The organism is Ruegeria sp. CDSB022 (assembly GCF_059611145.1).
Window position 1 is genome coordinate 62,898 of record NZ_JBXWOZ010000004.1, and the last position, 24,340, is coordinate 87,237.

The 24,340-nt window shown below is 55.4% G+C and carries 22 protein-coding genes; 13 read left to right on the top strand and 9 right to left on the bottom strand.

The features are described 5' to 3' along the window. From oppB to AC2FIZ_RS09970, 3 genes are all read right to left on the bottom strand, one after another. On the bottom strand, positions 1-924 hold the full coding sequence (gene oppB / locus AC2FIZ_RS09960; protein ID WP_142639832.1) for an oligopeptide ABC transporter permease OppB: 924 nt from the start codon (positions 922-924) through the stop codon (positions 1-3). A 65-nt stretch (positions 925-989) separates the two neighbouring features. Next, complete coding sequence (locus AC2FIZ_RS09965; protein ID WP_142639830.1) at positions 990-2,618, bottom strand: peptide ABC transporter substrate-binding protein; 1,629 nt, start codon at positions 2,616-2,618, stop codon at positions 990-992. Positions 2,619-3,019: 401 nt separating this feature from the next. Next, on the bottom strand, positions 3,020-4,255 hold the full coding sequence (locus AC2FIZ_RS09970) for a lytic murein transglycosylase (protein WP_281972873.1): 1,236 nt from the start codon (positions 4,253-4,255) through the stop codon (positions 3,020-3,022). 183 nt (positions 4,256-4,438) lie between these two features. Between AC2FIZ_RS09970 and AC2FIZ_RS09975 the strand changes: the two genes are divergently transcribed. Genes AC2FIZ_RS09975 through AC2FIZ_RS09990 form a run of 4 tightly spaced genes read left to right on the top strand, consistent with a single transcriptional unit; the run spans position 4,439 to position 8,436 of the window. Further along, the gene (locus AC2FIZ_RS09975; RefSeq protein WP_496790974.1) at positions 4,439-5,401 is read left to right on the top strand and encodes a cytochrome ubiquinol oxidase subunit II family protein; all 963 of its coding nucleotides are present in this window, start codon (positions 4,439-4,441) and stop codon (positions 5,399-5,401) included. After that, positions 5,398-7,488 carry a cbb3-type cytochrome c oxidase subunit I gene (locus AC2FIZ_RS09980; RefSeq protein ID WP_496702679.1) on the top strand — a complete coding sequence of 697 codons (2,091 nt, stop codon included), beginning with the start codon at positions 5,398-5,400 and terminating at the stop codon, positions 7,486-7,488. Before AC2FIZ_RS09975 ends, AC2FIZ_RS09980 begins: the two co-directional genes overlap by 4 nt. Beyond that, on the top strand, positions 7,485-8,117 hold the full coding sequence (locus AC2FIZ_RS09985) for a cytochrome c oxidase subunit 3 (protein ID WP_142639822.1): 633 nt from the start codon (positions 7,485-7,487) through the stop codon (positions 8,115-8,117). The genes AC2FIZ_RS09980 and AC2FIZ_RS09985 overlap by 4 nt, the downstream gene beginning before the upstream one ends. A 10-nt stretch (positions 8,118-8,127) precedes the next feature. Then, positions 8,128-8,436: a cytochrome o ubiquinol oxidase subunit IV gene (locus AC2FIZ_RS09990; protein ID WP_496676890.1), complete on the top strand. Its 309-nt coding sequence runs from the start codon at positions 8,128-8,130 to the stop codon at positions 8,434-8,436. Between the two features lie 16 nt (positions 8,437-8,452). On the opposite strand, the gene AC2FIZ_RS09995 is transcribed toward AC2FIZ_RS09990, so the two are convergent. Both AC2FIZ_RS09995 and AC2FIZ_RS10000 read right to left on the bottom strand, forming a co-directional pair. Continuing rightward, complete coding sequence (locus AC2FIZ_RS09995; protein WP_281972876.1) at positions 8,453-8,815, bottom strand: fluoride efflux transporter FluC; 363 nt, start codon at positions 8,813-8,815, stop codon at positions 8,453-8,455. Next, positions 8,812-9,309, bottom strand: coding sequence for a fluoride efflux transporter FluC (locus AC2FIZ_RS10000; protein WP_281995129.1), 498 nt, complete (start codon positions 9,307-9,309; stop codon positions 8,812-8,814). Before AC2FIZ_RS10000 ends, AC2FIZ_RS09995 begins: the two co-directional genes overlap by 4 nt. Before the next feature lie 87 nt (positions 9,310-9,396). On the opposite strand from AC2FIZ_RS10000, the gene AC2FIZ_RS10005 reads away from it, so the two are divergent. From AC2FIZ_RS10005 to AC2FIZ_RS10015, 3 genes are all read left to right on the top strand, one after another. After that, positions 9,397-10,977, top strand: coding sequence for an FMN-binding glutamate synthase family protein (locus AC2FIZ_RS10005; RefSeq protein ID WP_142639816.1), 1,581 nt, complete (start codon positions 9,397-9,399; stop codon positions 10,975-10,977). 61 nt (positions 10,978-11,038) lie between these two features. Further along, positions 11,039-11,578 carry an RNA polymerase sigma factor gene (locus AC2FIZ_RS10010; RefSeq protein WP_496790975.1) on the top strand — a complete coding sequence of 180 codons (540 nt, stop codon included), beginning with the start codon at positions 11,039-11,041 and terminating at the stop codon, positions 11,576-11,578. Then, complete coding sequence (locus AC2FIZ_RS10015) at positions 11,575-13,512, top strand: vWA domain-containing protein (RefSeq protein ID WP_496790976.1); 1,938 nt, start codon at positions 11,575-11,577, stop codon at positions 13,510-13,512. Before AC2FIZ_RS10010 ends, AC2FIZ_RS10015 begins: the two co-directional genes overlap by 4 nt. A gap of 19 nt (positions 13,513-13,531) precedes the next feature. Here AC2FIZ_RS10015 and AC2FIZ_RS10020 read toward each other — a convergent pair whose 3' ends face one another. The 4 genes from AC2FIZ_RS10020 to AC2FIZ_RS10035 are packed head-to-tail and all read right to left on the bottom strand — an operon-like array spanning position 13,532 to position 17,442. Then, entirely contained in the window at positions 13,532-14,164 is a 633-nt protein-coding gene (locus AC2FIZ_RS10020) for an ABC-type transport auxiliary lipoprotein family protein (RefSeq protein ID WP_246097221.1), read from the bottom strand. A gap of 14 nt (positions 14,165-14,178) precedes the next feature. Further along, the gene (locus tag AC2FIZ_RS10025) at positions 14,179-15,495 is read right to left on the bottom strand and encodes an MlaD family protein (RefSeq protein ID WP_271949005.1); all 1,317 of its coding nucleotides are present in this window, start codon (positions 15,493-15,495) and stop codon (positions 14,179-14,181) included. Positions 15,496-15,500: 5 nt separating this feature from the next. Beyond that, positions 15,501-16,316, bottom strand: coding sequence for an ABC transporter ATP-binding protein (locus tag AC2FIZ_RS10030; RefSeq protein WP_281972879.1), 816 nt, complete (start codon positions 16,314-16,316; stop codon positions 15,501-15,503). Position 16,317: 1 nt separating this feature from the next. Beyond that, the gene (locus AC2FIZ_RS10035; RefSeq protein WP_281995125.1) at positions 16,318-17,442 is read right to left on the bottom strand and encodes an ABC transporter permease; all 1,125 of its coding nucleotides are present in this window, start codon (positions 17,440-17,442) and stop codon (positions 16,318-16,320) included. 191 nt (positions 17,443-17,633) lie between these two features. On the opposite strand from AC2FIZ_RS10035, the gene AC2FIZ_RS10040 reads away from it, so the two are divergent. From AC2FIZ_RS10040 to AC2FIZ_RS10065, 6 genes are all read left to right on the top strand, one after another. Then, complete coding sequence (locus AC2FIZ_RS10040) at positions 17,634-18,038, top strand: SxtJ family membrane protein (protein WP_281972881.1); 405 nt, start codon at positions 17,634-17,636, stop codon at positions 18,036-18,038. 16 nt (positions 18,039-18,054) lie between these two features. Continuing rightward, a complete protein-coding gene (locus AC2FIZ_RS10045) occupies positions 18,055-18,204 on the top strand; it encodes a DUF5989 family protein (RefSeq protein WP_142636421.1) in 150 nt (49 codons plus the stop codon). A 4-nt stretch (positions 18,205-18,208) separates the two neighbouring features. Next, the gene (locus AC2FIZ_RS10050; protein WP_142636420.1) at positions 18,209-20,044 is read left to right on the top strand and encodes a carbamoyltransferase family protein; all 1,836 of its coding nucleotides are present in this window, start codon (positions 18,209-18,211) and stop codon (positions 20,042-20,044) included. Between the two features lie 72 nt (positions 20,045-20,116). Beyond that, complete coding sequence (locus AC2FIZ_RS10055) at positions 20,117-21,649, top strand: sulfatase-like hydrolase/transferase (protein ID WP_496790978.1); 1,533 nt, start codon at positions 20,117-20,119, stop codon at positions 21,647-21,649. Positions 21,650-21,753: 104 nt separating this feature from the next. Next, positions 21,754-23,619 (top strand): PAS-domain containing protein, encoded by a 1,866-nt coding sequence (locus AC2FIZ_RS10060; RefSeq protein WP_281995123.1) that lies wholly within the window; start codon positions 21,754-21,756, stop codon positions 23,617-23,619. Continuing rightward, on the top strand, positions 23,619-24,320 hold the full coding sequence (locus AC2FIZ_RS10065; protein ID WP_142636417.1) for a response regulator transcription factor: 702 nt from the start codon (positions 23,619-23,621) through the stop codon (positions 24,318-24,320). The genes AC2FIZ_RS10060 and AC2FIZ_RS10065 overlap by 1 nt, the downstream gene beginning before the upstream one ends. Positions 24,321-24,340 lie beyond the last annotated feature (20 nt).

Consider the following 24,340-nt stretch of genomic DNA (forward strand, 5'->3'; position numbering starts at 1 on the left):
TCAGTACCGGATTTTCGGATCGAACCAGGCATAAGCCAGGTCGGTCAGCAGGTTCACGATGACAGTCAGCGTGCCGTACAGGATGGTGACCCCCAGCAGCACTGCATAATCGCGCGACAGGGCCGAGCCGACATAGGCCTGCCCCAGACCACCGGTCGAGAAATAGATGTCGACAAAAACCGATCCGGTCAGAACATAGACAAAGACCGGGCCCAGATAGGACACCACCGGCAGCAGCGTGGGCTTCAACGCATGGCGCCAGATTACGGTCCTGGTAGGCAAACCCTTGGCCCGGGCCGTGCGGATGAAGTTTGAGTTCAGAACTTCCAGCATCGACGAACGGGTAATCCGCGCGATCGACCCCATATAGGACGTGGCCAATGCGATGACCGGCATGATCAGATATTGCCACTGACCGCCGTTCCAGCCACCACCCGGCAACCATCCCAGCCACAAAGTGAAGGTCAGGATCAGGATCGGGCCCATGATGAAGTTCGGCAGCGCCTGCGCAGCGATCCCCAGACCTACGGCAAAATAGTCGATCCAGCTGTTGTGTCGGATGGCCGCGGCGATCCCAAGGCCAATACCTACGACACTCGCCAGCAGGAATGACAATGACCCGTAAGTGAGCGAGATCGGGAAGCCTTGCGAAATGATATCATTGACGTCTCGGTCCTTGAACTTGAAGGACGGGCCGAAATCGAAATGCACGACAATGTTGTACAGATAGTCCCAAAGCTGTTTCCACAGCGGCTGGTCCAGACCATAGCGCGCCTCGATATTGGCCAGCACCTGCGGCGGCAATGGCCGTTCCGAGGTAAACGGCCCGCCGGGCGCGTAGTGCATCAGAAAAAAACAGGCAACGATCAGCAACAGGATCGTTGGAACGGCGATCAGCAATCGCCGGATGATATAGGCAAGCATTTCATGCCCCCATTATTGGCTTTGCCCCGGGGTGATCCTCGGGGCAAAGCGTGGTCTAAGGAAGGTTATTCGGCGATCTTGTAGAGGTTCTTGGAGTACCAGTTCTGCTCTACGTTCTTGACCGGCCAGTTGCCGACATCGCTGTCCATCATGTAGACGCCAGCATAGTGATAGATCGGGATAACCGGAGTCTCTTGTGCAATGATCCGCTCAACCTCGGTATACAGTGGTGCTGCGTCATCTGCTGTCTTGGCTTGGGTCAGCAATTCGTCAACCTTGGAGTTGTTGTACTTGCCGTCGTTATAGCCGGAATCCGACTGCAACAGGTCCAGGAAGGTCGAGGCTTCGTTATAGTCGCCACACCAGGCGCCACGGGCCAGATCGAAGTTCTGGTTGCCGCGCTCTTCCAGGAACACTTTCCATTCCATGTTGGCCAACTCGACCTGTACGCCCAGTTTCTGTTTCCACATCTGGCTCAGTGCCACTGCGACTTTCTTATGGGCCTCTGATGTGTTGTAGACCATGTCAAAGCTCAGCGGGTTGTCGGGGCCAAATCCGGCCTCGGCCAGCAGCTCCTTGGCCAGCTCGTCACGCTCGGCTTGCGTCATCGAAGCCATTTCGACTTCAGGGACGGTGAACCCAGCGGTTGCTTCGGGTGCGAACGTATATGCGGGCGGCTCTCCACCGGCTTTGACGTTCTTGGTGATAATGTCGCGGTCAACTGCAAGAGACAGGGCTTGACGTACATTTGGGTTCTTGAATTCTTCCGGTCCGCTGTCAGACAGGTTGAATGTATAGTAATAGTTGCACAGGCGCGGGAAGCTGATGGCCTCTTCGGGGTGCTCTTTCTGTAGGCGCGGGAACTGACCAGCAGGTACTTCAGTGCGGTCCAGCTCGCCTGCGAGGTAACGGGTCAGGGCTACGTTTTCGTCGTTGATGACAAGGGCCACGACTTTTTCGACAATCGTATTGTCGTTATCCCAATACATCTCGTTGCGCTCACGGACCGAGCGTTCCTGTGGCAGGTGTTCGGTCAGAACATAGGCGCCGTTCGAGACGATGTTTTCCGGCTTAGTCCAGGCGTCGCCGAACTCTTCGATCACCTTCTGCGGGGCAGGGAAGGTGGTGGAATGGGTGGTCATTTGCGCGAAATAAGGCAGTGCTGCGCTCAGCTTAACCTCAAGTGTGTGGTCGTCGATGGCGGTTACGCCCAGTTCGTCCACGGGCTTCTCACCAGCAATGATTTCGGCCGCATTTTCGATCGACATCAGCTCCATGAACCACGCATAGGGCGAGGACAGAGCGGGATCGACGGCACGTTTCCATGCAAAAACGAAATCGCCTGCCGTGACCGGATCACCATTGGACCATTTGGCGTTATCACGCAGTGTAAATGTGTAAACGTCCTTGGTATCGTTTGTGGTATAGCCGGTTGCGACGCCGGGCACCAAATTGCCGTCTTCGTCCTGGTTCATCAGGCCTTCGAACAGGTCGCGGACAATTTCCGCACCGGTAACGTCTTCAACAACCTGCGGGTCAACCGAACTGTGCTCATCCAGAACGCGATAGGTGAAGGTTTGATCATCCGCCAGCGCCTCGCCGGTTTCGGGATGGGTGCCGGCGGCAAATGCAGCGCCGGTGATCATGGTCGAGGTCAGTAGCCCCGCCAGAGATGTCCGAATGTATTTGTTCATATCTTTCTACTCCCATTTGTGTGGTGGCAAGGTACGCACATCCGTTCAGGATGGTCGCTGACCACCATGATTGTCCGACTCAGATAGACCGGGACTTGTTCGAATTTTGCTTTTTCAGATCGCAATGAACACCGCGTCGCAGTCTTTCGGTTTGCTGTCGGAAACGTAGTTGCGAAAGTCGCCTTTCACTGATGCAGAACGTGGCACTATTTCAAAAAAGGTTAAAGCCTTTGCGTGCAAAATGGCCAGGTGCGGCCGAAATCTAAAAAATTCCACGGGAGAATGGAAATATTATAATGATACGCGATGGTTTCTTGACATTTTTGTGAAGCTCTTGAGTAAGCGGTTGAGCGTTGACGCAAGGTCCGCTTTTGCGGCTTTCCAAAAATTGGCGCGAATCGCTATTGGGTCAGTGCCCGGACCATATGGGCCTGAGGAAAGCATGTGGCGGACTGATTGGTGGCCTCTTGCCAGCGCCCGATAGAGCGGCGTGTTCGAAAGCCCGGCAGGCCGTCAGCGCCGCCGACGTCATGGCCCATCTGTTCCAATGCGCGCTGCATGGCTGCTATATCCGATCGGTAAAGACCGCCGACTTTGTCCCACCGGCCGCGGAAATCCTGGACGCCATATTCTATCCTATCCCCAACATGGCCGACGAACAGGGCGTAGAGATCGCTTTTGTTGTATTCCTTCAGGACATAAAAATTGGGGGTGACAATGAAGGCCGGGCCATTGCGCCCGGCGGGCATCATCAAAAACCCTTGTCCCTGCATTTCTTGTTTTGGAAACGGCTTGCCAGATACACGGGTGATCCCCAACCCGGCCCAGTCGCGAATAGGACGGCCCTGATCCGGCCCTTCAAGGGTGCAGGAAACCGAAGACGGGACAGTTACTTCGAACCCCCAATCACGACCCGAGACCCAGCCATGTTGGTCGAGGTAGTTTCCGATCGATGAAATTGTGTCCTCGGCCGAGGTCCAGATATCCGCGCGCCCGTCGCCATTTCCATCGGCCGCATAAGTCAGGTAGTTCGATGGCATGAACTGCGGTTGCCCAAGCGCACCCGCCCAACTGCTTTTCATTTGATCCGGCGGTATGTGGCCAGCCTCTGCAATCTTGAGCGCGGCGATAAGCTCTGACGTGAAATATTCTGAGCGGGTGCTCATGAAACCTTTGGTGCCCAGAACCTGAAACGCATTATGCCGGATAGCCACCTGCCCATATCCGCTTTCGCGGCCCCAGATCGCCAGAATGACGCGCGCTGGTACTCCGGTATCGGATTCTACCTGTTTCAGTGTCGTGTTATAGCGCCGGGCCATCTTGCGTCCGACAGAAGTGGCCCCCTGAACCGAACCAGCGTTGAAATAGCGCCCGGGTGATCCGAACTCGGCCTGCTTTTGTTCCTTGGGAACCGCTGTTGCCGTACCCGGAGGAACCAGGTCTGGCAGTTTCCAGTTCAGCGTGACGCCGTTGAAGGCCCTGTTCATCGTGCGTTTTGAAACACCCTCGGATTTCGCCCGCGCCCAGACCGTGTGTTTCAGCCATGACTGAAACTGAGCCTCGGTCGCCGCACGATCCTGTGCTGTCGCACTTGTCGACAGGTAGCAAAGTCCAAGAGTAAGGATTAACCAACGCATTGTCCTATGATCTCACCTGCGATCTGCTTTAAGTCAACCTACCAGAACGGCGTTTCTGCCGCTGTGATCCGGGTGGCAAGATCAAATCTCGGGAAACAGGCAGAGCTGTCTAAAAATCCTTGTGAAAATTCAGGACTCTGCCGATAGTTGTCCCAATCAATTTTGAAATGAGGATGAACAGGCGTGACATATTCCAGACCGTCTTTTGCATCCTTGGTTGTCTTGTCTGCCGCTATCGCAGGTCTTGGCTTTGTGCCGGTTGCCGAAGCCAGCAACAATTTCTTGGACCCTCAGGGACCCGTCGCCGCCCTTCAGAAAAGCCACCTTTTACGGGCAACTGTTCTGATACTGGTCGCAGTTGTTCCGGTTCTGATCCTGGTGCCTTTGATTGCCATACGGTATCGAAGGCGAAAGGAGGGGCAGGCAGACTATCGACCGGAATGGGATTTTTCCGCCCGGTTGGAATTTCTCATGTGGGGTATCCCGGTTGTTATTGTGGCCATCCTTTCATTCTATTTGTGGAAAGCCACCCACCGGCTGGACCCTTACGAGACCTCATTCGGAGAAGAACCGGCGCTGAAAGTGCAGGTTGTTGGTCTCGACTGGAAGTGGCTGTTCATCTACCCCGATCTTGGCATCGCCAGCGTCGGTGAGATGGGGCTCCCGGTCAACCAACAGGTGGCTGTCACACTGACAACAGATACGGTGATGCAGTCTTTTATGATCCCGGCATTGGCCGGGCAAATCTATGCCATGCCGGGGATGACGACCAAATTGCACCTTGTCGCCGATAGGCCCGAAACAATGCAGGGCGAAAATACGCAGTATAACGGACGCGGCTTTACCAAGCAGAAATTCAAAGCCATTGCCATGGCGCCTCAGGAGTTCAATGACTGGGCCGAGAATGTCCAGGCAAACGGGGTTCCGTTGAGCGCTGAAACATACCGAACGCTTGCCATGCGAACGGACCGGGACGAGGTGCAGGCCATGTTGGGCAATGATCAGATGCCGACTGATGCGCTGTATTTCACGCTAGCCGATGGTGATCTGTTTCAGTCGATCCTGCACCGCTATCACAGGGCCACACCCTTGCCTGCCGATCAGCAACCGGGCACTGCCGAATATGGTCAGGAGAAAACACAATGACCGATGTCGAGACTGGTTTTTTCGGCCGTCTAAACTGGGATGCTTTTCCGATCACCGGGTTGATCCAGTCGCCCAACGCAAATGAGATCGTGGCAAATGCTGCCGCTGGGATCGTGATTGTGGGCGTCATTGCCGTTGTGGGGCTGCTGACATGGTTTCGTCTGTGGGGGCCGCTGTGGCGTGACTGGCTGACCAGCGCCGACCACAAGAAGATCGGCATCATGTATATCGTCTTTGCCATCGTGATGCTGGCGCGGGGGGTTCTGGAAGGCGTTGTCATGCGCGCCCAGCAAGCTGCAGGGCCGGGCGAAGGCTTTCTGGAAGCCGAGCATTTCGCCGAGCTTTTCAGTACCCATGGCACGATCATGATCTTCTTCGTGGCCGTTCCGTTTGTGTTCGGCGCCGCCAATTTCCTGATCCCGCTGATGATCGGCGCCCGCGACGTGGCATTCCCGGTGATGAACCAGATCAGCCTAGGCCTGACCGTGTCCTCGGGCATGATGCTGATGGTTTCCCTGGTGGTCGGAGAGTTCTCGACCGGGGGCTGGACGGCCTACCCTCCCTTTACCGGTGCAGCCTTCAATCCCGGCGTTGGGCCGGATTATTGGATTTGGGCCATCGTCGTTTCGGGAATCGGCACGACGCTGACCGGGATCAACTTTGCCGTTACGATCTACAAGATGCGCGCGCCGGGGATGCAGTTCATGCGGTTGCCGATGTATTGCTGGACGATCATCTGCAGCTCGATCCTGATTGTCTTTGCCATGCCGCCGCTGGGTGTTGCGGCGCTGATGCTGGCCGCAGACCGGTACCTGGATTTCCACTTTTTCACCAATGACCTAGGCGGCAACATGATGAACTATGCCAACCTGTTTTGGCTGTTCGGTCACCCCGAGGTCTATCTGTTGGTCCTGCCCGCCTATGGTATCTATTCCGAGGTGTTTGCGACCTTCTCGGCCAAGCGCCTGTACGGGTATAATTCTCTGGTCATTGCCACGATGTCGATTGCGGTGCTGTCCTTCACGGTCTGGCTGCACCACTTTTTCACTATGGGCCAAAGCGCGTTGATCAATGCGGTGTTTGGGATTGCCACGATGCTGATCGCCATACCGACTGGCGTGAAAGTCTATGATTGGATGGCCACGCTGTTTCGCGGGCGTATCCGGTTCTCGGTCCCGATGCTCTATGGGTTGTCTTTCCTGATGCTGTTCGTGATCGGAGGGTTGTCGGGCGTCATCCTGGCCAATCCGACCATCGACTATCAGGTGCATAACACCCTGTTCCTGGTCGCGCATTTTCACAATGTGCTGTTGCCTGGCGTCCTGTTTGGCCTGCTTGCGGGATACAACTATTGGTTCCCCAAAGCCTTTGGTTTCCGCCTGAATGAAGGCTGGGGACGGATATCTGTCGCGTTGTGGACCGTTGGATTTATGTTGACCTTCCTGCCGCTTTATTTTGTCGGCCTGATGGGGATGCCGCGTCGATCTTACAGTTGGGAAGACCCCAGCTTTCACCCCTATATGATCGTCGCCGTGCTTGGGTCTATGGTCATTCTCGCAGCGCTTCTGTCGATCATTGTCCAGCTTTGGGTCAGCATTCGAGACCGGGAAAAAACCCGCGTGCCGGTTGGCGACCCTTGGGATGGGCGCACGCTGGAATGGTCAATTCCGGCACCGCCGCCTCCGTATAACTTTGCAATCATTCCGCATGTGACCGACCGGGATGATTTTGCCGCCGCAAAAGAGCGCGGCAACGCCTATCCGTCCCTTGATGCCTATGAAGATATCCTCATGCCACGCAATACGGCGATCGGGTTCGGTCTGTGCGTGCTCAGCGGTATCTGGATGTTTGCCCTGGTCTGGTGGATCTGGTGGCTGGCTATTGCGACGACAGCCGCGATGTTGGCGGCTTTCATCGCCTGGACTTTCAGAACCGACACCGAAGAGGTTATTCCGGCCGAGCAGGTCCGCAAAGAGCATGAAGCCTGGCTTGATCTCGTGCGCGCATCGATTCCGGTCAATCGCGATCATGAATACGCGCCCGAGAACCGCGGCCTGGCCCGTCCCGATCTGGAGGCCACTACATGAAACGCGCGCCGACACACAGCTATCCGGGCCTAAACTTGGGCCGACGGCATCCGGGAGCCGACAAGGCCAGCGAAGTGGTCACCTTTGGGTTCTGGGTCTTTCTGATGAGCGATCTGGTCTATTTCGGCCTGATGTTCGCGATCTATATCACCATGATCGACGCGCAGGCGGGTGGGCCCGGTCCGCATGAGCTGTTCGACCTGACCAGCATTTTTGCCCAAACCCTGATCCTGTTGACCAGCAGCCTTACAGTGGGCCTTGCGATGCTGGCGTTGAAATACAACCTGCCACGGCCCCGTATCGTGCTTTGGTTCGCGGTAACTCTGGTTCTGGGCCTCAGCTTTCTGGTACTTGAGATACGTGACTTTCTGGCTATGGCGGAAAAGGGTGGCATTCCACAGCGCAGCGGGTTTCTGTCAGCGTTTTACGGGCTAGTGCCGCTGCACGGGCTGCATGTTGCTGCGGGGTGCCTGTGGTTGATCGTTCTGGGTATTCAGCTGCGTGTGTTTGGTCTAACCGACGTTCTGATGTCACGGGTGGTTCGTCTGGCCCTGTTCTGGCATTTTCTCGACCTCATCTGGATCGGCATAATCACGATCGTCTATTTCGGAGGGCTGACCTATGGATAGGCGCAGCGAAATGCACCGACGTGAACGCCGCCGATATGTGATTGGCTATGGCGGATCGCTGCTGCTGACACTGGCGGTCTTTACCATTGCATATACGTTCGGGATCGAGACCAAGGGCGTTTATTTGTCGATCGGTTTGTTGGGGCTTGCGCAGTTGATTGTTCAACTGGTGTATTTCCTGCATATCGACCGTCGACGCAGCAGCCGCGAGGACCTGGACCTAGTCCTGTTTTCCACGATGGTTCTATTGATCATCATTGTTGGGACGGTCTGGATAATGGGGAATCTGGCGGTGCGGATGCATACCTATCCGATGTAGGTCCGGCTGCACCGGATCAGCGCATCGCCATCAGCCCAAGCCACAGCGCGCCCCAACACAGCAAGAGGCTCAGCACGATATTGCCCGCCGCCGTAGCGATTGTACGTTCGCGCCGCAGTTCCAGGGACTGGTAGGCAAAGCTGGAGAAAGTGGTGAAGCCGCCACAAAAGCCGAACACCAGGCGCTGTTCCTCCTGGCTGACGCCCGTCGGTCCACCCAGATACCCGACCCAAAGCCCAAGCAACAGACTGCCAAAGACGTTCACGATCAGCGTTGCCACGGGCAGGTCATGGCGAATTCGAATGGCGATCCAGTGCCGCAGAACCGCGCCCAGACCGCCGCCTAAACCAAACATTGCATGCAGGTAGAGATCGCTCACTCTGACGACCTCCGCGGGGAAAAGCGACGCCCGGAGGTTTCACCCAAAATCGCCGCAAAAAGACCCGCCACAATTTCCAAACCCGCTGCGGTTAGGGCAAGCCCGAAACTGACCTCTGCCAGACGTTCCAATTCCGCAACAAATGAGGAAAACGTAGATAAACCGCCACAAAACCCAACCGCGCCCAGATGCAGGACGTGCGCATGTACCCGGTGTCGGATGGCGTATAACAAGCCAAGCACAAAGCATGCGGCTATATTGATTCCAAAAGTCTCGGTCAGGATCGGCAGGCCCGAGATCCCGAGCGACAACGCTTCTCTGACCAGTGACCCAGCCGCGCCACCCGCGAAAACGGCACAGAACATGAGAGCCGTGGCCCATGCTGTTTGCGATTTTTTCACAGCCAATGATCCTGCCCGCGTTGCCCTGCCATCCGGGATACCGATTGGCGCGGCCGGGATCAACTGCGCATGGCGGATCACAAGTTTCACCATTTACGTGATTTCGGGCGTAAAGGCTTGCGTGCAATCGCGAATTTGTACCACGGTGACTCAGCTAACAGCCACAGTAGGAGAGCACGAATGATTATACGCAGACTCTATTACGTGTTGAGCCTCGTGTGCCTGCCACTGACAATCGTGGCCGGGTTTTTCTGGCCCCCGGCCCATTGGCTGCTGCTTTTCCTGATCCCATACGCGGTGGTCGGGCTATATGATATCCTGACCACAAGGCATAACGTGCTGAACAACTATCCGGTTCTGGGGCATTTCCGGTACATGCTGGAATTTGTCAGCCCAGAGATACGGCAATATTTTGTTGAAACCAACGAAAACGGCCGTCCCTATAATCGCATCATTCGCAGCCTGGTTTATTCCCGTGCCAAAGGGCAGGTTGATACCCAGGCATTTGGTACCCAATACGACATCCAAACCGTTGGATACCACAGGGCCAATCACTCGCTTGCGCCCAAACATGTGCCCGAAAGCGAAGAACGGGTGATGCTGGGCGGGCCGCAATGTTCCCAACCCTATAGTGCCTCGCGCCTGAACGTTTCAGCGATGAGCTTTGGTGCCCTCAGCGCCAATGCAATCCGAGCATTGAATGGTGGGGCAAAGGATGGAGGTTTTGCGCATAATACGGGTGAGGGTGGTCTGTCGCCGCACCATCTGGCCGAAGGTGGCGATATCATCTGGCAGATTGGCACTGGGTATTTCGGATGCCGCGCACCGGATGGCGGGTTCGACAAAGACAAATTCACCGAAAGAGCGAGGAACGAGGTCGTCAAGGCGATTGAAATCAAGCTGTCGCAAGGGGCCAAGCCCTCGCACGGGGGGGTGTTGCCTGCGGCGAAGGTGGATGAAGAGATTGCGCAGATACGCGGAGTTCCCCTGCATCAGGACGTGATTTCTCCGCCAATTCATTCCGCATTTGACGGACCTACCGGATTGATGAATTTCGTTCAGAATCTGCGCGAGATGTCCGGTGGCAAACCTATTGGGTTTAAGTTGTGCATTGGTCGTCCGTCCGAGTTTTTAGCGATATGCAAAGCCATGCTGGAAACAGGCATCCTGCCTGATTTCATCACCATTGATGGTGCCGAAGGCGGCACGGGCGCGGCCCCAGTAGAATTCACCAACCGGTTGGGCATGCCTTTGAACGAGGCGTTGATTTTCGTGAATAACTGTCTACGCGGTGTGGGTTTGCGCGATAAGATCCGCATTATTTGCTCGGGCAAAGTCGCCACAGGCTATGACATCATCGAGAAATGCGCGCTTGGGGCCGATATGTGTAATGCGGCAAGGGCAATGATGTTTGCAGTGGGATGCATTCAGGCGCTTCACTGCAACACAAACCGATGCCCGTCCGGCGTGGCCACACAGGATCCGGTCCGAGGCCGCGCTGTGAATGTTCCGCAAAAAAGACAACGGGTACATCGCTATCACGACGCGACTTTAGAGAGCTTTCGCGAGTTGCTGGGCGCCATGGGCAAGGAAAAGGTCTCCGAACTTCACCCTTCGGACATCCTTCGGCGTACTGCAGATGAAAGAGATCGCTCTTATGCTGAACTCTATTTGCATCTTGAAGAAGGCGCTTTGCTGAAGGCTCCGCTTCCGGATGAATATGCAGAGGACTGGAATCGCGCATCGGCGCATCATTTCTGATTTTTTTGTGTGCATTGCCAAGGATTGATGTTTTTGGTTCGTCTTACCCATTGTGATGCGCATGAAAACATCGGATGAGAATCTGGCAAAGGCCGCTGCTGCAGGGGACGCTGATGCGTTTGCCACGCTATTGGCACGCCACTACGACAGGGTCTTTCGGTTGGCCTTTCGACTGACAGGGCGTGTGGATCAGGCCGAAGATCTGACGCAGGATATATGCGCCGCCTTGCCGTCAAAGATCGTAGGTTTTCGTGCCGAAGCCCGGTTTACGACATGGTTGTACCGTGTTGTTGTCAATGCAGCCGAGGATGCACGCCGTCGCGCGACCCGTCACACGCGGGCGGCCCACGGCTGGGGGGATGTGGAACAGATGCGCCGGGCCGAGATGCAGGAAACGGCCGAGGCTGTCGATTGGTTGCAACGGGCCATGCGGTCCCTGCCGCAGGACTTGCAAGACACTCTGGCCCTGACCCTCGAGGATGAGATGACCCATGCAGAAGCTGCAGAGGTGCTGGGTGTTTCCGAAGGGACAGTGTCCTGGAGGATGTCAGATATCCGCAAACGGCTGCGCGCCTTGCGGCAAGAGGAACTGGCACAATGACCGATGAACTGGACAAGCTGAAGATGCTGATGGACGCCGCCACGCCGACCCCGGATGCGTCGCGACGGATTGAAAATCTGAGCCAGGCGCAAAAAAAATTCGATAATATCCAAGGATCGACCTCTGCGCGACGTCCCACTGTCAAGCGCGGCCTCATAGCCCGCCTGACAGAAGGAGCGAAAGCCATGTTGAATGCCCTCTCTTATCGCGGTGCCCTGACCGCTACCACCGCAGTTGCTGCTGTGGCTCTGATTGTGATCTTGCCGCAGACGCGCGACGAAGTTGTTGCGCCGCTGCCCTGGTCCGAGGACCGCGCCGACGCACGGCAGGAGTCTGACCTATTGGTGGCGGATATGCCCGAGGCCAATCTCGAAGAACCAGTTGTTGAAGCGCCTGTTGTGATTGAAGAAACAATCGAACCTTCCGCCAAGAGGCAGGGGGCCGTTGCGCAGCTGGGGGCTGCGGACCTTTTACAGAGCGCGCCGGCATCGGCGGTCGGGAAATTTGACATTCAACATGAGACTGTTCCCGCGCCGGAACAGAATACCGAAACTTTCGCGAACGCGGACAGCAACTCGCTGAAGATCACGACGGACGAACCGGTTTCGACTTTTTCGATTGATGTAGATACCGCCTCCTACGCCATTGTTCGGTCGTCTTTGATGAATGGCTATCTGCCGCCCAAGGATGCGGCGCGGGTTGAAGAGATGGTGAACTATTTCCCCTATTCCTACCCAGCGCCTGATGGGGCGGAACCGTTCCGTTCTACGATCACCGTGACACCGACGCCTTGGAATGAGGGGACGCAGCTTGTTCATGTCGGCATCCAAGGGGTCATGCCCCAGATCGAAGACCGTCCTCCATTGAACCTGGTTTTCCTGATCGACACATCGGGCTCAATGCAGGATGCTAATAAATTGCCGCTGCTGAAACAGTCTTTCAGGTTGATGCTGTCTGAACTCAGGCCGGAAGATCAGGTTTCGATCGTCACCTATGCGGGAAGTGCCGGGCAGGTTTTGCCACCGACCGCGGCAGCCGAAAAGACGACCATACTCTCAGCCCTCGACAGGCTCGAAGCCGGTGGCTCGACAGCGGGGCAGGCCGGGTTGCAGCAAGCCTATCAAGTTGCAGAAGGTATGGCTGCGGACGGTGAGGTGACCCGCGTAATTCTGGCCACCGATGGCGATTTCAATGTGGGTCTGTCAGACCCTGATGCCCTGAAGGATTTTATCGCCCGCAAGCGCGACAGTGGTACATTCCTAAGCGTTCTGGGTTTTGGCCGAGGCAATCTGGACGATGCCACCATGCAGGCTCTGGCCCAGAACGGAAACGGGCAGGCGGCATATATCGATACGCTGGTTGAGGCGCAAAAAGTATTGGTCGATCAACTTACCGGGGCGCTTTTTCCCATCGCCAACGACGTCAAAATCCAGGTCGAGTTCAACCCGTTACAGATCGCTGAATACCGTCTGATCGGTTATGAAACCCGATCCCTGCAGCGCGAGGACTTTTCAAATGACAAAGTGGATGCTGGTGATATTGGAGCAGGTCACACTGTAACGGCGATCTACGAGGTCACGCCAGTTGGTTCCGATGCGATCAGAAACGGCCCGTTGCGGTATGCTGAACAATCCATATCGGATGATTCAGCGGAAATTGGTTTCTTCAAAATGCGTTACAAGCTTCCTGGTGAAGATCAAAGCAATCTGATGGAGCAGCCTATTTTACCCGGACAAGGGACAGTCACGGATGACATCCGCTTTTCCTATGCGATTGCAGGATTTGGTCAGTTGCTCCGGGGCGGAGAATATCTTGGCGGCTGGTCCTATGCGGATGCCATTGATCTGGCCACGCTGTCCCGAGGTGAGGATTCTTTCGGATATCGGGCTGAAGCTGTCACCTTGATGCGTCTGGCCCAGACGCTGGCTGAGTAAGGCCCAGGCTTGGGGGAAACTAGAATGACCTAGGGTTGTTGGCTGTATGGGTACTAATTCTACGAATGCTCCATTCGACAGCATCCCGCATGGTTTTACCCAGAGCAACGTCAAAGGCAGTAACCAGATCTTCGGTCTGGTTACTTTTGGCAATTACGTTCTCTTGGAACGAATTCGATGCGATGATTTTGTCGTCGAACTCGTCCACGATCTTGATATTCATGCGAACTTCGACGCGTACGGTCGAGCTTTCACCATCCTGGTTAACGACAATGCCCTGAAACTCGCGTAGATCGGGAACAATCACATAATCCGGACGAAGCCCCACGGTCGAACGACCCACGGCAGATACCCGTCCGCTGTTTTCATAGCTTTCGACCAAAAGCGCCTGGACGATCAGCGGCGCGCGATCCACCCATCTGGCACGCGGCAGATATTGAACCTGCAAAGGTGTCGGCTGAACTGCAATTTGATCGGTATTTACCGCGGCAGTCGCGGTTGGCTCTTGGACCACGATCTGTTTCTGGATGCGTGGCAGCGAAGAAGAAAACGTGCTTTTGGGTGTCAGCAGATAGAGATCATTGGGTTCTGAGGCCTGCCGCAGCGTTTCCAGTCCGGTACACGCCCCCAAAGACGCCAAAACTGCGGTCATTATCAAATGCCTGATCATTGACGATACTCCGATGCTTGGGTCCCAAGAAGGAAACGGGCGGGGTCGCGTTCAACTTTGTCCACCAGACGATCGAGGCTGATCACCAGTCGTTGGGATTCTTCTATGAAACGCGTGAATTGTGGCAGGCCAACCCGCATGAAATCGGACAGTTGACGGCGATTGTCCTGAACGATGCCGTCGATCGTTCCCAAAAGTTCCGAGGCCGATTTGGACGCGCTGAGGATATCGGCTGAAATATCATCAAGCCTGTCTGTCACTTTCGTCACCGTGGACGCCACTTGGTTGGCGGCATTGCGGACATCATCCATGACGACGCCGATATCTTTGTTGATCACCTCATTGGCCGAATCAAATGCGCGTTCAGCTGAGGTCAAAGTGCCCTTTGCTGTTTCCATCGCACCAGTGACGGAGCCGAGCGTTTTGTTTGCGTTCACGAAAGTCTCGGAAACCGTGGCCAGCGCGACGCGCCCATCTTCGGTCAGGACCGTAAGGTGGTCTGCCAGGGTCGAGGCCCGTTCGATGAAGGGCTGCAGATCCTGCTGCATGATGCGATCTGCTGCGTCAAAAGTATCTTTTGCGCTGTCTAGGGCCGATACAGCCGTGTCGGATGCGGTTTTCAGGCTATTTAATGTATTTGTTCCGGCTTCCAGCGTTGTTTCTGCCGTGTCTGCCAATTTTTCGAGGCGTTTTGAGAAGGCTGAAATTTCTTTAGCTGCGCCACCCAAATCTGAGGACAAGTTTTCGAAATCTGCAAGGGTTTTGTCCAGCCTTCCGGTGGCCGAAGATACGTTCTCCAGAATCTGAGATACCTGCTGGCGGTTCTTGTCATCCACCACCTTGTCGATATCCTCGATCAGCGTAATCGCCTTTTCCAACAGTTTAGGGGCACCTTCGAACAAGGACTGGATGGTGCTGCGTTTGCTTTTGATCAGGCTGTCCTGTTCTAAACGCTTGGCCGAGGCCGAGCCTCCGGTCAGTTCCACATAGCTGACCCCAGTGACCCCAAGCGATTGTAACTGGGCGACGGTATCCTCGGTCACCGGGATACTTGCGTCTACTTCAATGCGGACGCGCACTTTAGATGGGTGCTCGTCATCCAAGTTAAGGGAGATTACCTGCCCGACTGGCAGTCCGTTGTAACTGACGCCACCTGCCGCAGACAGGCCCGAAACATTGTCGAACAGTACATTGTAATAGGCGTATTGCCGGGAAACCTCGAATTTGGCCAGCCATAGAAAAAAGCCAAACGCACCCAGTATTCCAGCCAGGGTGAATGCACCGATCAGGATATAATTTGCTCGGGTTTCCATGGGTGTTACCTGTCCTGACCCTTTTTTTGTGCTGCGCGCGCCCGGGGGCCGGTGAAATATTCTTGTACCCAAGGATGATCGACTTTGGTCATCTCTTCAATCGGACCATCAACCAGAACACGTTTTTCTGCAAGAACTGCGATCCTGTTGCAAATCGCATAAAGGCTATCCAGATCGTGCGTGACCATAAACACAGTCAGACCCAGCGCTTGCTGAAGTTCGCCAATCAGGTCGTCATAAGCAGCGGCGCCGATGGGATCCAAACCGGCCGTTGGTTCATCAAGAAATACGATCTCAGGGTCCAGCGCCAGCGCGCGCGCCAAAGCGGCACGTTTGCGCATCCCGCCCGACAGTTCAGACGGGAATTTGCCACAGCTCAGCTGCGGCAGTCCGACCAAGCTGATTTTCAGACCGCCAAGCGCCGACATAAGGCTTTCACTTATTCCTGTATGCTCGCGCAGGGGGGCTACGACATTCTGCAACACGGTGAGCGACGAGAAAAGCGCGCCGTCCTGAAAGGCGACGCCCCAGCGGCGTTCGATGCGCCGCCTCTCTTGTTCGGGGCCGTTCAGGACGTCGACGCCCAGAACTTCGATGCTTCCCGCGGCTGGTTTGTTCAGGCCGACGATGGTGCGGAGCAAGACGGATTTACCCGTGCCCGAGCCGCCGACAATGCCCAGTACTTCGCCCCGCCAGACATCCAAATTCAGATCCTGGTGCACGACCTGCGGCCCGAACCGGTTGGTCAGATTGCGGACCCGTATCACCGCCTCGCGCTGGGTGTCGCCAATCGGCATCTGTTCGTGGGCTACACCGTCCATTTCAGACCCCCAGTACCGAGAAAAAGATCGAGAACATGGCATCCAGCGCGATCACCAAGAAGATCGCCTGGACCACAGACGCGGTGGTTCTTTGCCCAACACTTTGTGCCGATCCTTTGACCTGTAAGGCCTGCCAACAGGCGATGATACCGATGACCAGCGCAAAGAAAGGTGCCTTGATCATACCGATGGCAAATTGCCAGATGCCGGTGTTTTCCTTGAGGCGGGTCACGAACATTCCGGGGCTGACTCCAAGGTCGATCCAGCTCATAAGACCGCCGCCAATCAAGGCGGCGATATCGGCGATGAACCCTAGGATTGGCAGCATGATCAGCAACGCCACAACGCGTGGAATGACCAGAACCTCGATCGGATCCAGGCCCAGCGTCCGCATGGCATCTATTTCTTCTTGCACCTTCATCGAGCCGATGGAAGCTGTAAAGGCAGATCCCGAGCGACCCGCAACAATGATTGCCGTCAACAAAATGCCCAGCTCACGCAGCACAGAGATCGAGATCAATTCGACCACGAATATCTCGGCACCGAACTGCTTGAGCTGCGTGGCCCCCTGAAATGCTAATACAACGCCGATCAGAAAACCCATAAGGGCAACGATCGGAATCGCTTTCAATCCGGTTTCTTCCATCTGCGATACCAGCGCAGCCCGCCGCAGACGCCGCGGCATCAAGATTGTGCGGACCAGCCGGTGTAGCGTCAGGCCCAGAAACTCAAGCAACGACAAGCTGTCTTTCCAGCCACCGACTGTGCGCTCGCCGACACGTGCCACCCAATCCAGAAAATCTGGCTTTCCGGGATCAGGGGCGGGTTCGTCCGGCATGTTGCGAGAAACCGTTTCGATCAGCGCAGAATGCGCGGCGGTTGCACCGTGCAGCTCGACTTGCCCGCCGCTGGACTTCACCTTGCGGACAAGGCTGGCAATCAGCCAAGCCCCGCCAGTGTCGAGTGCCTTAACGCCTGTCAAATCAACTGTGACCGTTCCGCCGTTGGGATGGAAATTCGCGAATTCACGCTCAACCATATCCAGAGACTGGGTGTGAAGATCACCCGATATCTGCAGGTGAACCTGATCCGTATCCAGGTCAGTTGTGAATGTAGGCGGGGTCATGGGGGTATCTGATGTGAATCTGCATGGTGCTGCAACGGGTTTTTGTCACGCTTCAAGTATTTAGCCATCAGGCGATGCAAGATGGCATTCATCGCAAGAATGATGGTGTGAGCTTGCAAAAGGCTTGTTTCGGCAACCAGTAGTGTTATTCTTTGCGCAGGTTTTTTGTTTGGTTATTATGGTTGTGTTCAATGTCTGATCATCACGCGAAGGTAGAAGTCGAAATCGGGTCCGAACGGGGCTTTGGTTACGTCTTCACCGCTGTCTTCTTAATTATCGCTCTTTGGCCCTTGTGGGGCGGAGGGTCGGTGCGCCTGATCCCAATGGTTATCGCCGGGGTTATTCTGGCTTTGACAGTTTTTGCACCCGCCACTCTGAAGGTGCCGAACCGGCTTTGGTTCAAACTCGGCATGCTTTTGGGTGCGATTGTGGCCCCAATCGTCATGTTTTTGGTGTTTGTCACTACGTTTGTCCCGTTTGGGCTGGTTACGCGCCTGTTGGGAAAAGACCTGCTGTCACAGAAACTGGACAGTTCCTCAGATAGCTACTGGATTGTTCGTGAAGAGCAGCCCGGCAGCATGAAACAGCAATTTTAACAAGGGAGTACCAGGCGTGACATTCGTATCCGAGCTCTGGTCATTTATGAAAGTCAGAAAGAAATTCTGGCTGTTGCCCATTCTGATCGTTTTGGGTGTGTTTGGTGGATTGATCGTGTTGAGCCAAGGCTCGGCGATTGCACCTTTCGTCTACACGTTGTTCTGATCACATGGCATACATTTTAGGTATTTCGGCGCTGTATCACGACAGCGCAGCGGCGTTGCTTTGCGACGGCAAGATCGTTGCGGCCGCGCAGGAAGAGCGTTTTACACGGCGCAAACACGACCCCGGATTTCCGGTAGAAGCCATCAATTACGTGCTGGCCGAATCGGGGGTTGCGCTTGAAGATGTCGACAATGTGGTTTTCTACGACAAACCGTTTCTAAAATTCGAACGGTTGATCGAGACTTACATTGCAGTGGCGCCACGCGGGTTCAATTCCTTCCGCATGGCAATGCCGGTCTGGCTGCGAGAGAAGCTGTTTCTCAAGGATCTGCTTGCAAAGCAGCTTCGCAAAATCGACCCGGAATTCGATCTCGAAAAACTGCTGTTCGCCGAGCACCACATCAGTCACGCGGCCAGTGCGTTCTATCCTTCACCCTTCGAAGACGCGGTCGTACTGACCGTCGATGGTGTCGGAGAATGGGCAACCACCACCGTGGGTATTGGTCGCGGCAATGAGCTGACCATGGTGAAAGAGCTGCATTTTCCGCATTCGCTGGGTCTGCTGTATTCTGCATTCACCTATTACACCGGGTTCAAGGTGAATTCTGGTGAATACAAGGTCATGGGCTTGGCGCCCTATGGCGACCCCAAATACAAGGATCTGATCCTTGAGCATCTTGTCGACCTGAAAGAGGACGGTTCGTTCCGCCTGAACCAGAAGTATTTTAACTATACCGCTGGTCTGACCATGACGAGCAAAGCGATGGAAGAGCTGTTCGACCAACCGGTTCGAAAAGCCGAAACCGACCAGCTGACGCAGTTCCATATGGATATTGCCGCCTCGGTTCAGGCCGTGACCGAAGAGATCATGCTGCGGATCACTCGGGACCTGGCGAAAGAGCATGGTATACGCAACCTCTGTATGGCCGGAGGCGTAGCTCTGAACTGTGTCGCGAATGGCAAAATCCTTCGCGATGGCGCCTTCGATAATGTTTGGGTGCAGCCCGCAGCGGGTGATGCGGGCGGGGCGCTGGGTGCTGCCTATGCGGCCTGGCATCAAGAGCTAGCGCAGCCGCGGCAAGTGACCTCGGGTGATCAGATGCTGGGGGCCTATCTTGGTCCGCGTTATGAAGATGACGACATAGCGCAAGAACTGGCGGCGGCCGGTGCGAAGTTTTCCACCTATGAAAATGGTGAGTTGATTGACCAGACGGCGCAGGCGCTGGCTGACGGTAAGGCCGTTGGTTGGTTCCAGGGGCGGATGGAATTCGGGCCGCGCGCGTTGGGTGCCCGCTCCATTCTGGGCGATCCACGGTCAGCTTCGATGCAGAAAACGCTGAACCTGAAGGTCAAGTATCGCGAAAGCTTCCGCCCATTTGCTCCATCTGTTCTGCGCGAAGACGTAGCCGATTGGTTCGAACTGGATGGCGATAGCCCTTACATGTTGATTGTGGCGGATGTGCAGGAAAAAATCCGGCGCAAGATGACCGAGGAAGAAGACGCTCTGTTCGGGATTGAAAAGCTGAACGTCAAGCGATCTGACATCCCTGCTGTTACCCATGTTGATTATTCTGCCCGCATCCAGACAGTCCACCAAGAGACCAACCCAGCCTATCACGCGCTGATTTCAAAGTTCAAAGAACTGACCGGATGCTCTTTGGTGGTGAACACTTCATTCAATGTGCGCGGCGAACCGATTGTGTGCACGCCCACCGATGCGTTCCGCTGTTTCATGGGAACGGATATCGAGGTCCTGTCCATCGGGAACTGCCTGTTGCGTAAGGAAGATCAGGATCCCGCGCTTAGGGAGAATTACGAGACAAAATACGAGCTGGACTAATCTGTTGCGCAAGCGGCGGAACCGCGACACAGTCTGCCCCTGAGACCTATTTGGTGGAATCGGGGGCAGGGAATGCGGCAGCGCGGAAATGTCTTGTTTGTCGTGATTGACCAGCTTCGGGCAGATTGTCTGACCGGCACGCTGGCCGAGCATGTCAATTTGCCTAATTTGCGCGCTTTTATGGACGAGGCCATCACGTTTCAGCGCCATTTCTCGGTTACTAACCCTTGTGGCCCGTCGCGTGCGTCCATCCTGACCGGGCAATATGCGATGAATCATAGATCGGTTCGCAATGGAACGCCTTTGCGGCACGACACGCCAAACATCGCAACCGAGATGCGTAAGGCGGGATATCTGCCCTTGCTCTACGGGTATACAGACACCTCGGCTGACCCACGGGTTTACGATGCCAATGACCCGATCCTGAAATCTTACGAACGTCCCATGGAGGGGTTTGAAGAGGTCGTGGAAATGCGGCTTGAAGAATCTTATCCCTGGCGCGCTGACTTGCTGAAAAAAGGTTACAGGTTCGACTCATACTGGGATCTGCACAAACCTGTTTCAACCTCAGGTGAGCCATCCAAATTGAACGACCCGGCGGTGTACCGCGCCGAAGACAGCGACACCGCCTTTTTGACCAACGCTTTTCTGGACAGTATCGCGGCCTTCGTCGACCAAAGCTGGTTTGCGCATCTGACCTATATCCGGCCTCATCCTCCTTTGGTCGCACCCGCTCCCTATAACGATATGTACGATCCCGTCGCGTTGCCGCGGCCGGTTGGTCATGTCAGCCCAGAAGATGAACTGGCAATACACCCGTTTTTTGGACCAACGATGGCTCGGTATTCGGCTTCGGATTTCGTTTTGGGTTTTGATGAGGTGCAACCCTCCACGGCCAATATTCAGGCGCTGCGCTCTGTTTATCTGGGCCTTGCAACAGAGGTCGATTATCATATCGGCCGCGTTGTCCAGTTTCTCAAGGACAGCAATCAATATGATGAGTCATTGATCGTAATCACAGCTGACCACGGTGAAATGCTGGGTGATCGACATAGCTGGGGTAAGATGACCGTCTATGACGCAGCTTATCACACGCCTTTACTGGTCCGGATGCCAGGCAATCAGGCGCAGGCCGGAGCCGTGGTGACGGCACCGACCGAGTCGATTGACATCACGCCAACCATTTTGGATTGGGTGGGCCAGAGTATCCCGAATTCTATGGATGGGCGGTCTTTGATGCCGTTTCTGCAGGGGCAGGGACCCAAGGATTGGCGAAGCTTTTCTTTCAGCGAGCTTGACTTTGCCGAGCCGGAAAATCCAACCCTTTGGCAACAGGAATTGGGAACGGGCAGTAGCGATTCATGCCTGTCCATCTTGCGTGACGAACGTTTTACGCTGGTCGAGTTTGCGGCAAACCTGCCACCGCTTTTGTTTGACCACCTGCGTCGCGGCGAAATGGAAAACGTGGCGAGCAACCCGGAATACGCAACAGACCTGGCCAGGTTGGGGCGCGAGATGCTGCGGCACCGTATGCGAAATATGGACCATACGCTTTCCCTGCATTCCATCACCAAAGAGGGGCCAAAATCCAAGCTCAGGCATTAGTCGGGAATGTTGCCCTGTCTCTGCTACACCTGCGATCAATCTGATGTTACGCATAGCTTCAGAGAGGGGGCAGATTGAACATCACAGATAACCAGATAAAGGCAATGACGACAGCTGGGCTGAATCTGATCGGTCAGGCGTTGTCGATCTACGACAGTCAGTTGCGGCTGGTGCTTTGCAACCGGCCTTTTCAGGTGATGTTCGACCTTCCGGATGATCTGGTCCGGCCGGGTGCGTTGTTCCGTGACACAATACATTTTCTGGCGAGCATCGGCGAGTATGGCCATGATGAGGATGTCGAGGACATCGTCGCACATAGGGTCAGTCAGGCCCTCACATTTGAACCGCACTATATTGAGCGCGTCAGGGCGAATGGGCAGGTGATCTCGGTCGAGGGTGCACCGCTGCCCAACGGCGGATGGGTAACGGTCTATACCGACATCACGGATACCAAACAGGCCGAAGCGCTATTGCGGGCGCGTTCCGAAGAATTGTCGGACGAATTGTTGACCCGGGCCGAGGAATTGGCAGCGACCAACAGAAAGCTAGCGTCGACCATTTCGGCTTTGGAAGAGGCAAAACGTCAGTTAACCGAAATCGAAGCCCGTACCCGGATGACAACCGAAATGATGCCAGCGCATATTGCGCATCTGGATGCCGATGGGCGGTACGATTATTCCAATCGCAAGCTCAGTTCGGTTTTGCCCGGCCGTCCCTCTGAGATTCTTGGGATGCATATTTCTGACGCTTTGGGACCGGCCGCATTTGCGCGGATCGAACAGAACCTGAACCGTGCCTACGACGGGGAAGCCACGGTATTTGAATTCACAGAGGGTCAGGATTCACGTCGAATCCGTGTTTCGTTCACGCCCGATAGCGAAGGCGGTGTATATGTGATGTCAGTCGATATCACTGAAGAAACGCAAGCCCGTGTGGCCCTGCAACAAACACGTCGCCGGGAAATGGCGGCGCAAATGACAAGCGGTCTTGCGCATGATTTCTCAAACTTGCTGACAATTATATTGGGGATGCAGGCCAAGCTTGATAAAATGGACCTGCCGGAAGGCGCACAAAAGCTGGTGGCCGCCACGCGCCAGACTGCTAAACGCGGCGGGCAGTTGCTGAACCGCATAGCAGGTATGACCGGCAACCGAACGCCGCAACCCAAAGCCACGGATATGCGTGCCCTGCTCGAGGATTTGCGTATTCTCGCCACGCCGTCACTGCCGCGTGGCATGGGGCTTTCGGTCGTGAATACATTGCCGGATGTGGCACTTATGCTGGATCAGGGGATGATGCAGGACGCCATCCTGAATCTGGTGCTGAATGCGCGAGATGCCTGCGGAGAAACAGGTCAGATCACGATCAGCGCGCATACGATTGGTGGAACCTGGGTCGAGATTTCCGTCTCGGACACAGGGCCGGGCTTTTCGGAAGAAGCGCTTGGCAAGGCACTCAATCCTTTCTTCACCACAAAGGGTGACAAGGGATCGGGTTTGGGTTTGCCCATGGTTTACGATACGGTCAAATTGACCGGCGGAAATCTGAGCCTGCGCAATACACCAAGCGGCGCCATGGTGGTTCTTCGGTTACCATACCGCGCCGCGCCGCCTGCGCTGGAAGGGCTGGTTCTGTTGGTTGAAGACAGCAGCCAACTTCGTCGGAATTTCCGTGATATGCTTGTGGAGATGGGGTTCACCGTGATTGAAGCGACTTCAACCGATGAGGCGCTTTCATTGGTGAACCAGATCGAAGACATCGCATTGATATTGTCCGACATTCGGCTGGAAGGACCAGAGACGGGGCTTGACCTTTTGCAGAAAGTGAACCCTGCCTTGCCGTGTATTCTAATGACATCGCTGCCTTATTCCGACCCGCTGCATCGTCAGGCACTGGCTTTGGCTCCAGTTCTGCGCAAACCGTTCACACAAGCGCAGCTTACTGCCTTAATCCGAAATGAGGCCGCATGATGAACCAACCGCTGGTAACCATCTTAGATGATGAGCCTGAGATACGTCGTATCCTGACCGACACACTGGAAGAGGCGGGGTTCCGCACTCAAAGTTTTTCCCGTGCTCGTGAATTTGAAGCATCGTTGAAAAGAGTGGTGCCCGATGTGTGTCTAGTCGACCTGTCTTTGCCGGACACAGACGGCTTGGCTCTTGTTCATCGCCTGGCTTTGGAACAAGGTGCCGCAGTCATCATTATTTCGGGGCGGGCACAGGTACAGGATCGTGTCACCGGATTGGAGCTTGGCGCGGATGATTACATCACCAAACCCTTTGATCCAGCCGAAGTGGTCGCTCGTATCCGGGCGCGGCTTCGATCATCGCGGGCACCAGCGCCTCAGTCAGAGATCGCAGAATTCAACGGCTGGACCGCGTATTTCGACCGCTATGTTCTTGAAGACGGTTCCGGATCAGAAACGCCGTTCAGCCACGCCGAGGCCGAGGTGTTACGTCTGTTTCTAGATAGTCCTAAACGATTGATCAGCCGGTCGCAGATGCAAGAGGCGCTCGGGGGAGGCGCGGGCGACAGCTTTGACCGGGCCATGGACGTGCGAATATCCCGATTGCGAACAAAACTGGGCGAGGACCCCAAGAACCCGCGATTGATTAAAACCATCTATGGGGCAGGGTACATTTTTTTGGGCGACGTCGCCTGGCGATGATGATGACGAAGCTGGGTGCA

What these genes read in the sequence shown, in the direction of transcription:
- oppB (WP_142639832.1), bottom strand. Translation starts at nt 924, where the DNA reads ATGCTTGCCTATATCATCCGGCGATTGCTGATCGCCGTTCCAACGATC.
- AC2FIZ_RS09965 (WP_142639830.1), bottom strand. Translation starts at nt 2,618, where the DNA reads ATGAACAAATACATTCGGACATCTCTGGCGGGGCTACTGACCTCGACC.
- AC2FIZ_RS09970 (WP_281972873.1), bottom strand. Translation starts at nt 4,255, where the DNA reads ATGCGTTGGTTAATCCTTACTCTTGGACTTTGCTACCTGTCGACAAGT.
- AC2FIZ_RS09980 (WP_496702679.1), top strand. Translation starts at nt 5,398, where the DNA reads ATGACCGATGTCGAGACTGGTTTTTTCGGCCGTCTAAACTGGGATGCT.
- AC2FIZ_RS09985 (WP_142639822.1), top strand. Translation starts at nt 7,485, where the DNA reads ATGAAACGCGCGCCGACACACAGCTATCCGGGCCTAAACTTGGGCCGA.
- AC2FIZ_RS09990 (WP_496676890.1), top strand. Translation starts at nt 8,128, where the DNA reads ATGCACCGACGTGAACGCCGCCGATATGTGATTGGCTATGGCGGATCG.
- AC2FIZ_RS10000 (WP_281995129.1), bottom strand. Translation starts at nt 9,309, where the DNA reads ATGGTGAAACTTGTGATCCGCCATGCGCAGTTGATCCCGGCCGCGCCA.
- AC2FIZ_RS10005 (WP_142639816.1), top strand. Translation starts at nt 9,397, where the DNA reads ATGATTATACGCAGACTCTATTACGTGTTGAGCCTCGTGTGCCTGCCA.
- AC2FIZ_RS10010 (WP_496790975.1), top strand. Translation starts at nt 11,039, where the DNA reads ATGAAAACATCGGATGAGAATCTGGCAAAGGCCGCTGCTGCAGGGGAC.
- AC2FIZ_RS10015 (WP_496790976.1), top strand. Translation starts at nt 11,575, where the DNA reads ATGACCGATGAACTGGACAAGCTGAAGATGCTGATGGACGCCGCCACG.
- AC2FIZ_RS10020 (WP_246097221.1), bottom strand. Translation starts at nt 14,164, where the DNA reads ATGACCGCAGTTTTGGCGTCTTTGGGGGCGTGTACCGGACTGGAAACG.
- AC2FIZ_RS10025 (WP_271949005.1), bottom strand. Translation starts at nt 15,495, where the DNA reads ATGGAAACCCGAGCAAATTATATCCTGATCGGTGCATTCACCCTGGCT.
- AC2FIZ_RS10030 (WP_281972879.1), bottom strand. Translation starts at nt 16,316, where the DNA reads ATGGACGGTGTAGCCCACGAACAGATGCCGATTGGCGACACCCAGCGC.
- AC2FIZ_RS10035 (WP_281995125.1), bottom strand. Translation starts at nt 17,442, where the DNA reads ATGACCCCGCCTACATTCACAACTGACCTGGATACGGATCAGGTTCAC.
- AC2FIZ_RS10040 (WP_281972881.1), top strand. Translation starts at nt 17,634, where the DNA reads ATGTCTGATCATCACGCGAAGGTAGAAGTCGAAATCGGGTCCGAACGG.
- AC2FIZ_RS10050 (WP_142636420.1), top strand. Translation starts at nt 18,209, where the DNA reads ATGGCATACATTTTAGGTATTTCGGCGCTGTATCACGACAGCGCAGCG.
- AC2FIZ_RS10055 (WP_496790978.1), top strand. Translation starts at nt 20,117, where the DNA reads ATGCGGCAGCGCGGAAATGTCTTGTTTGTCGTGATTGACCAGCTTCGG.
- AC2FIZ_RS10060 (WP_281995123.1), top strand. Translation starts at nt 21,754, where the DNA reads ATGACGACAGCTGGGCTGAATCTGATCGGTCAGGCGTTGTCGATCTAC.
- AC2FIZ_RS10065 (WP_142636417.1), top strand. Translation starts at nt 23,619, where the DNA reads ATGAACCAACCGCTGGTAACCATCTTAGATGATGAGCCTGAGATACGT.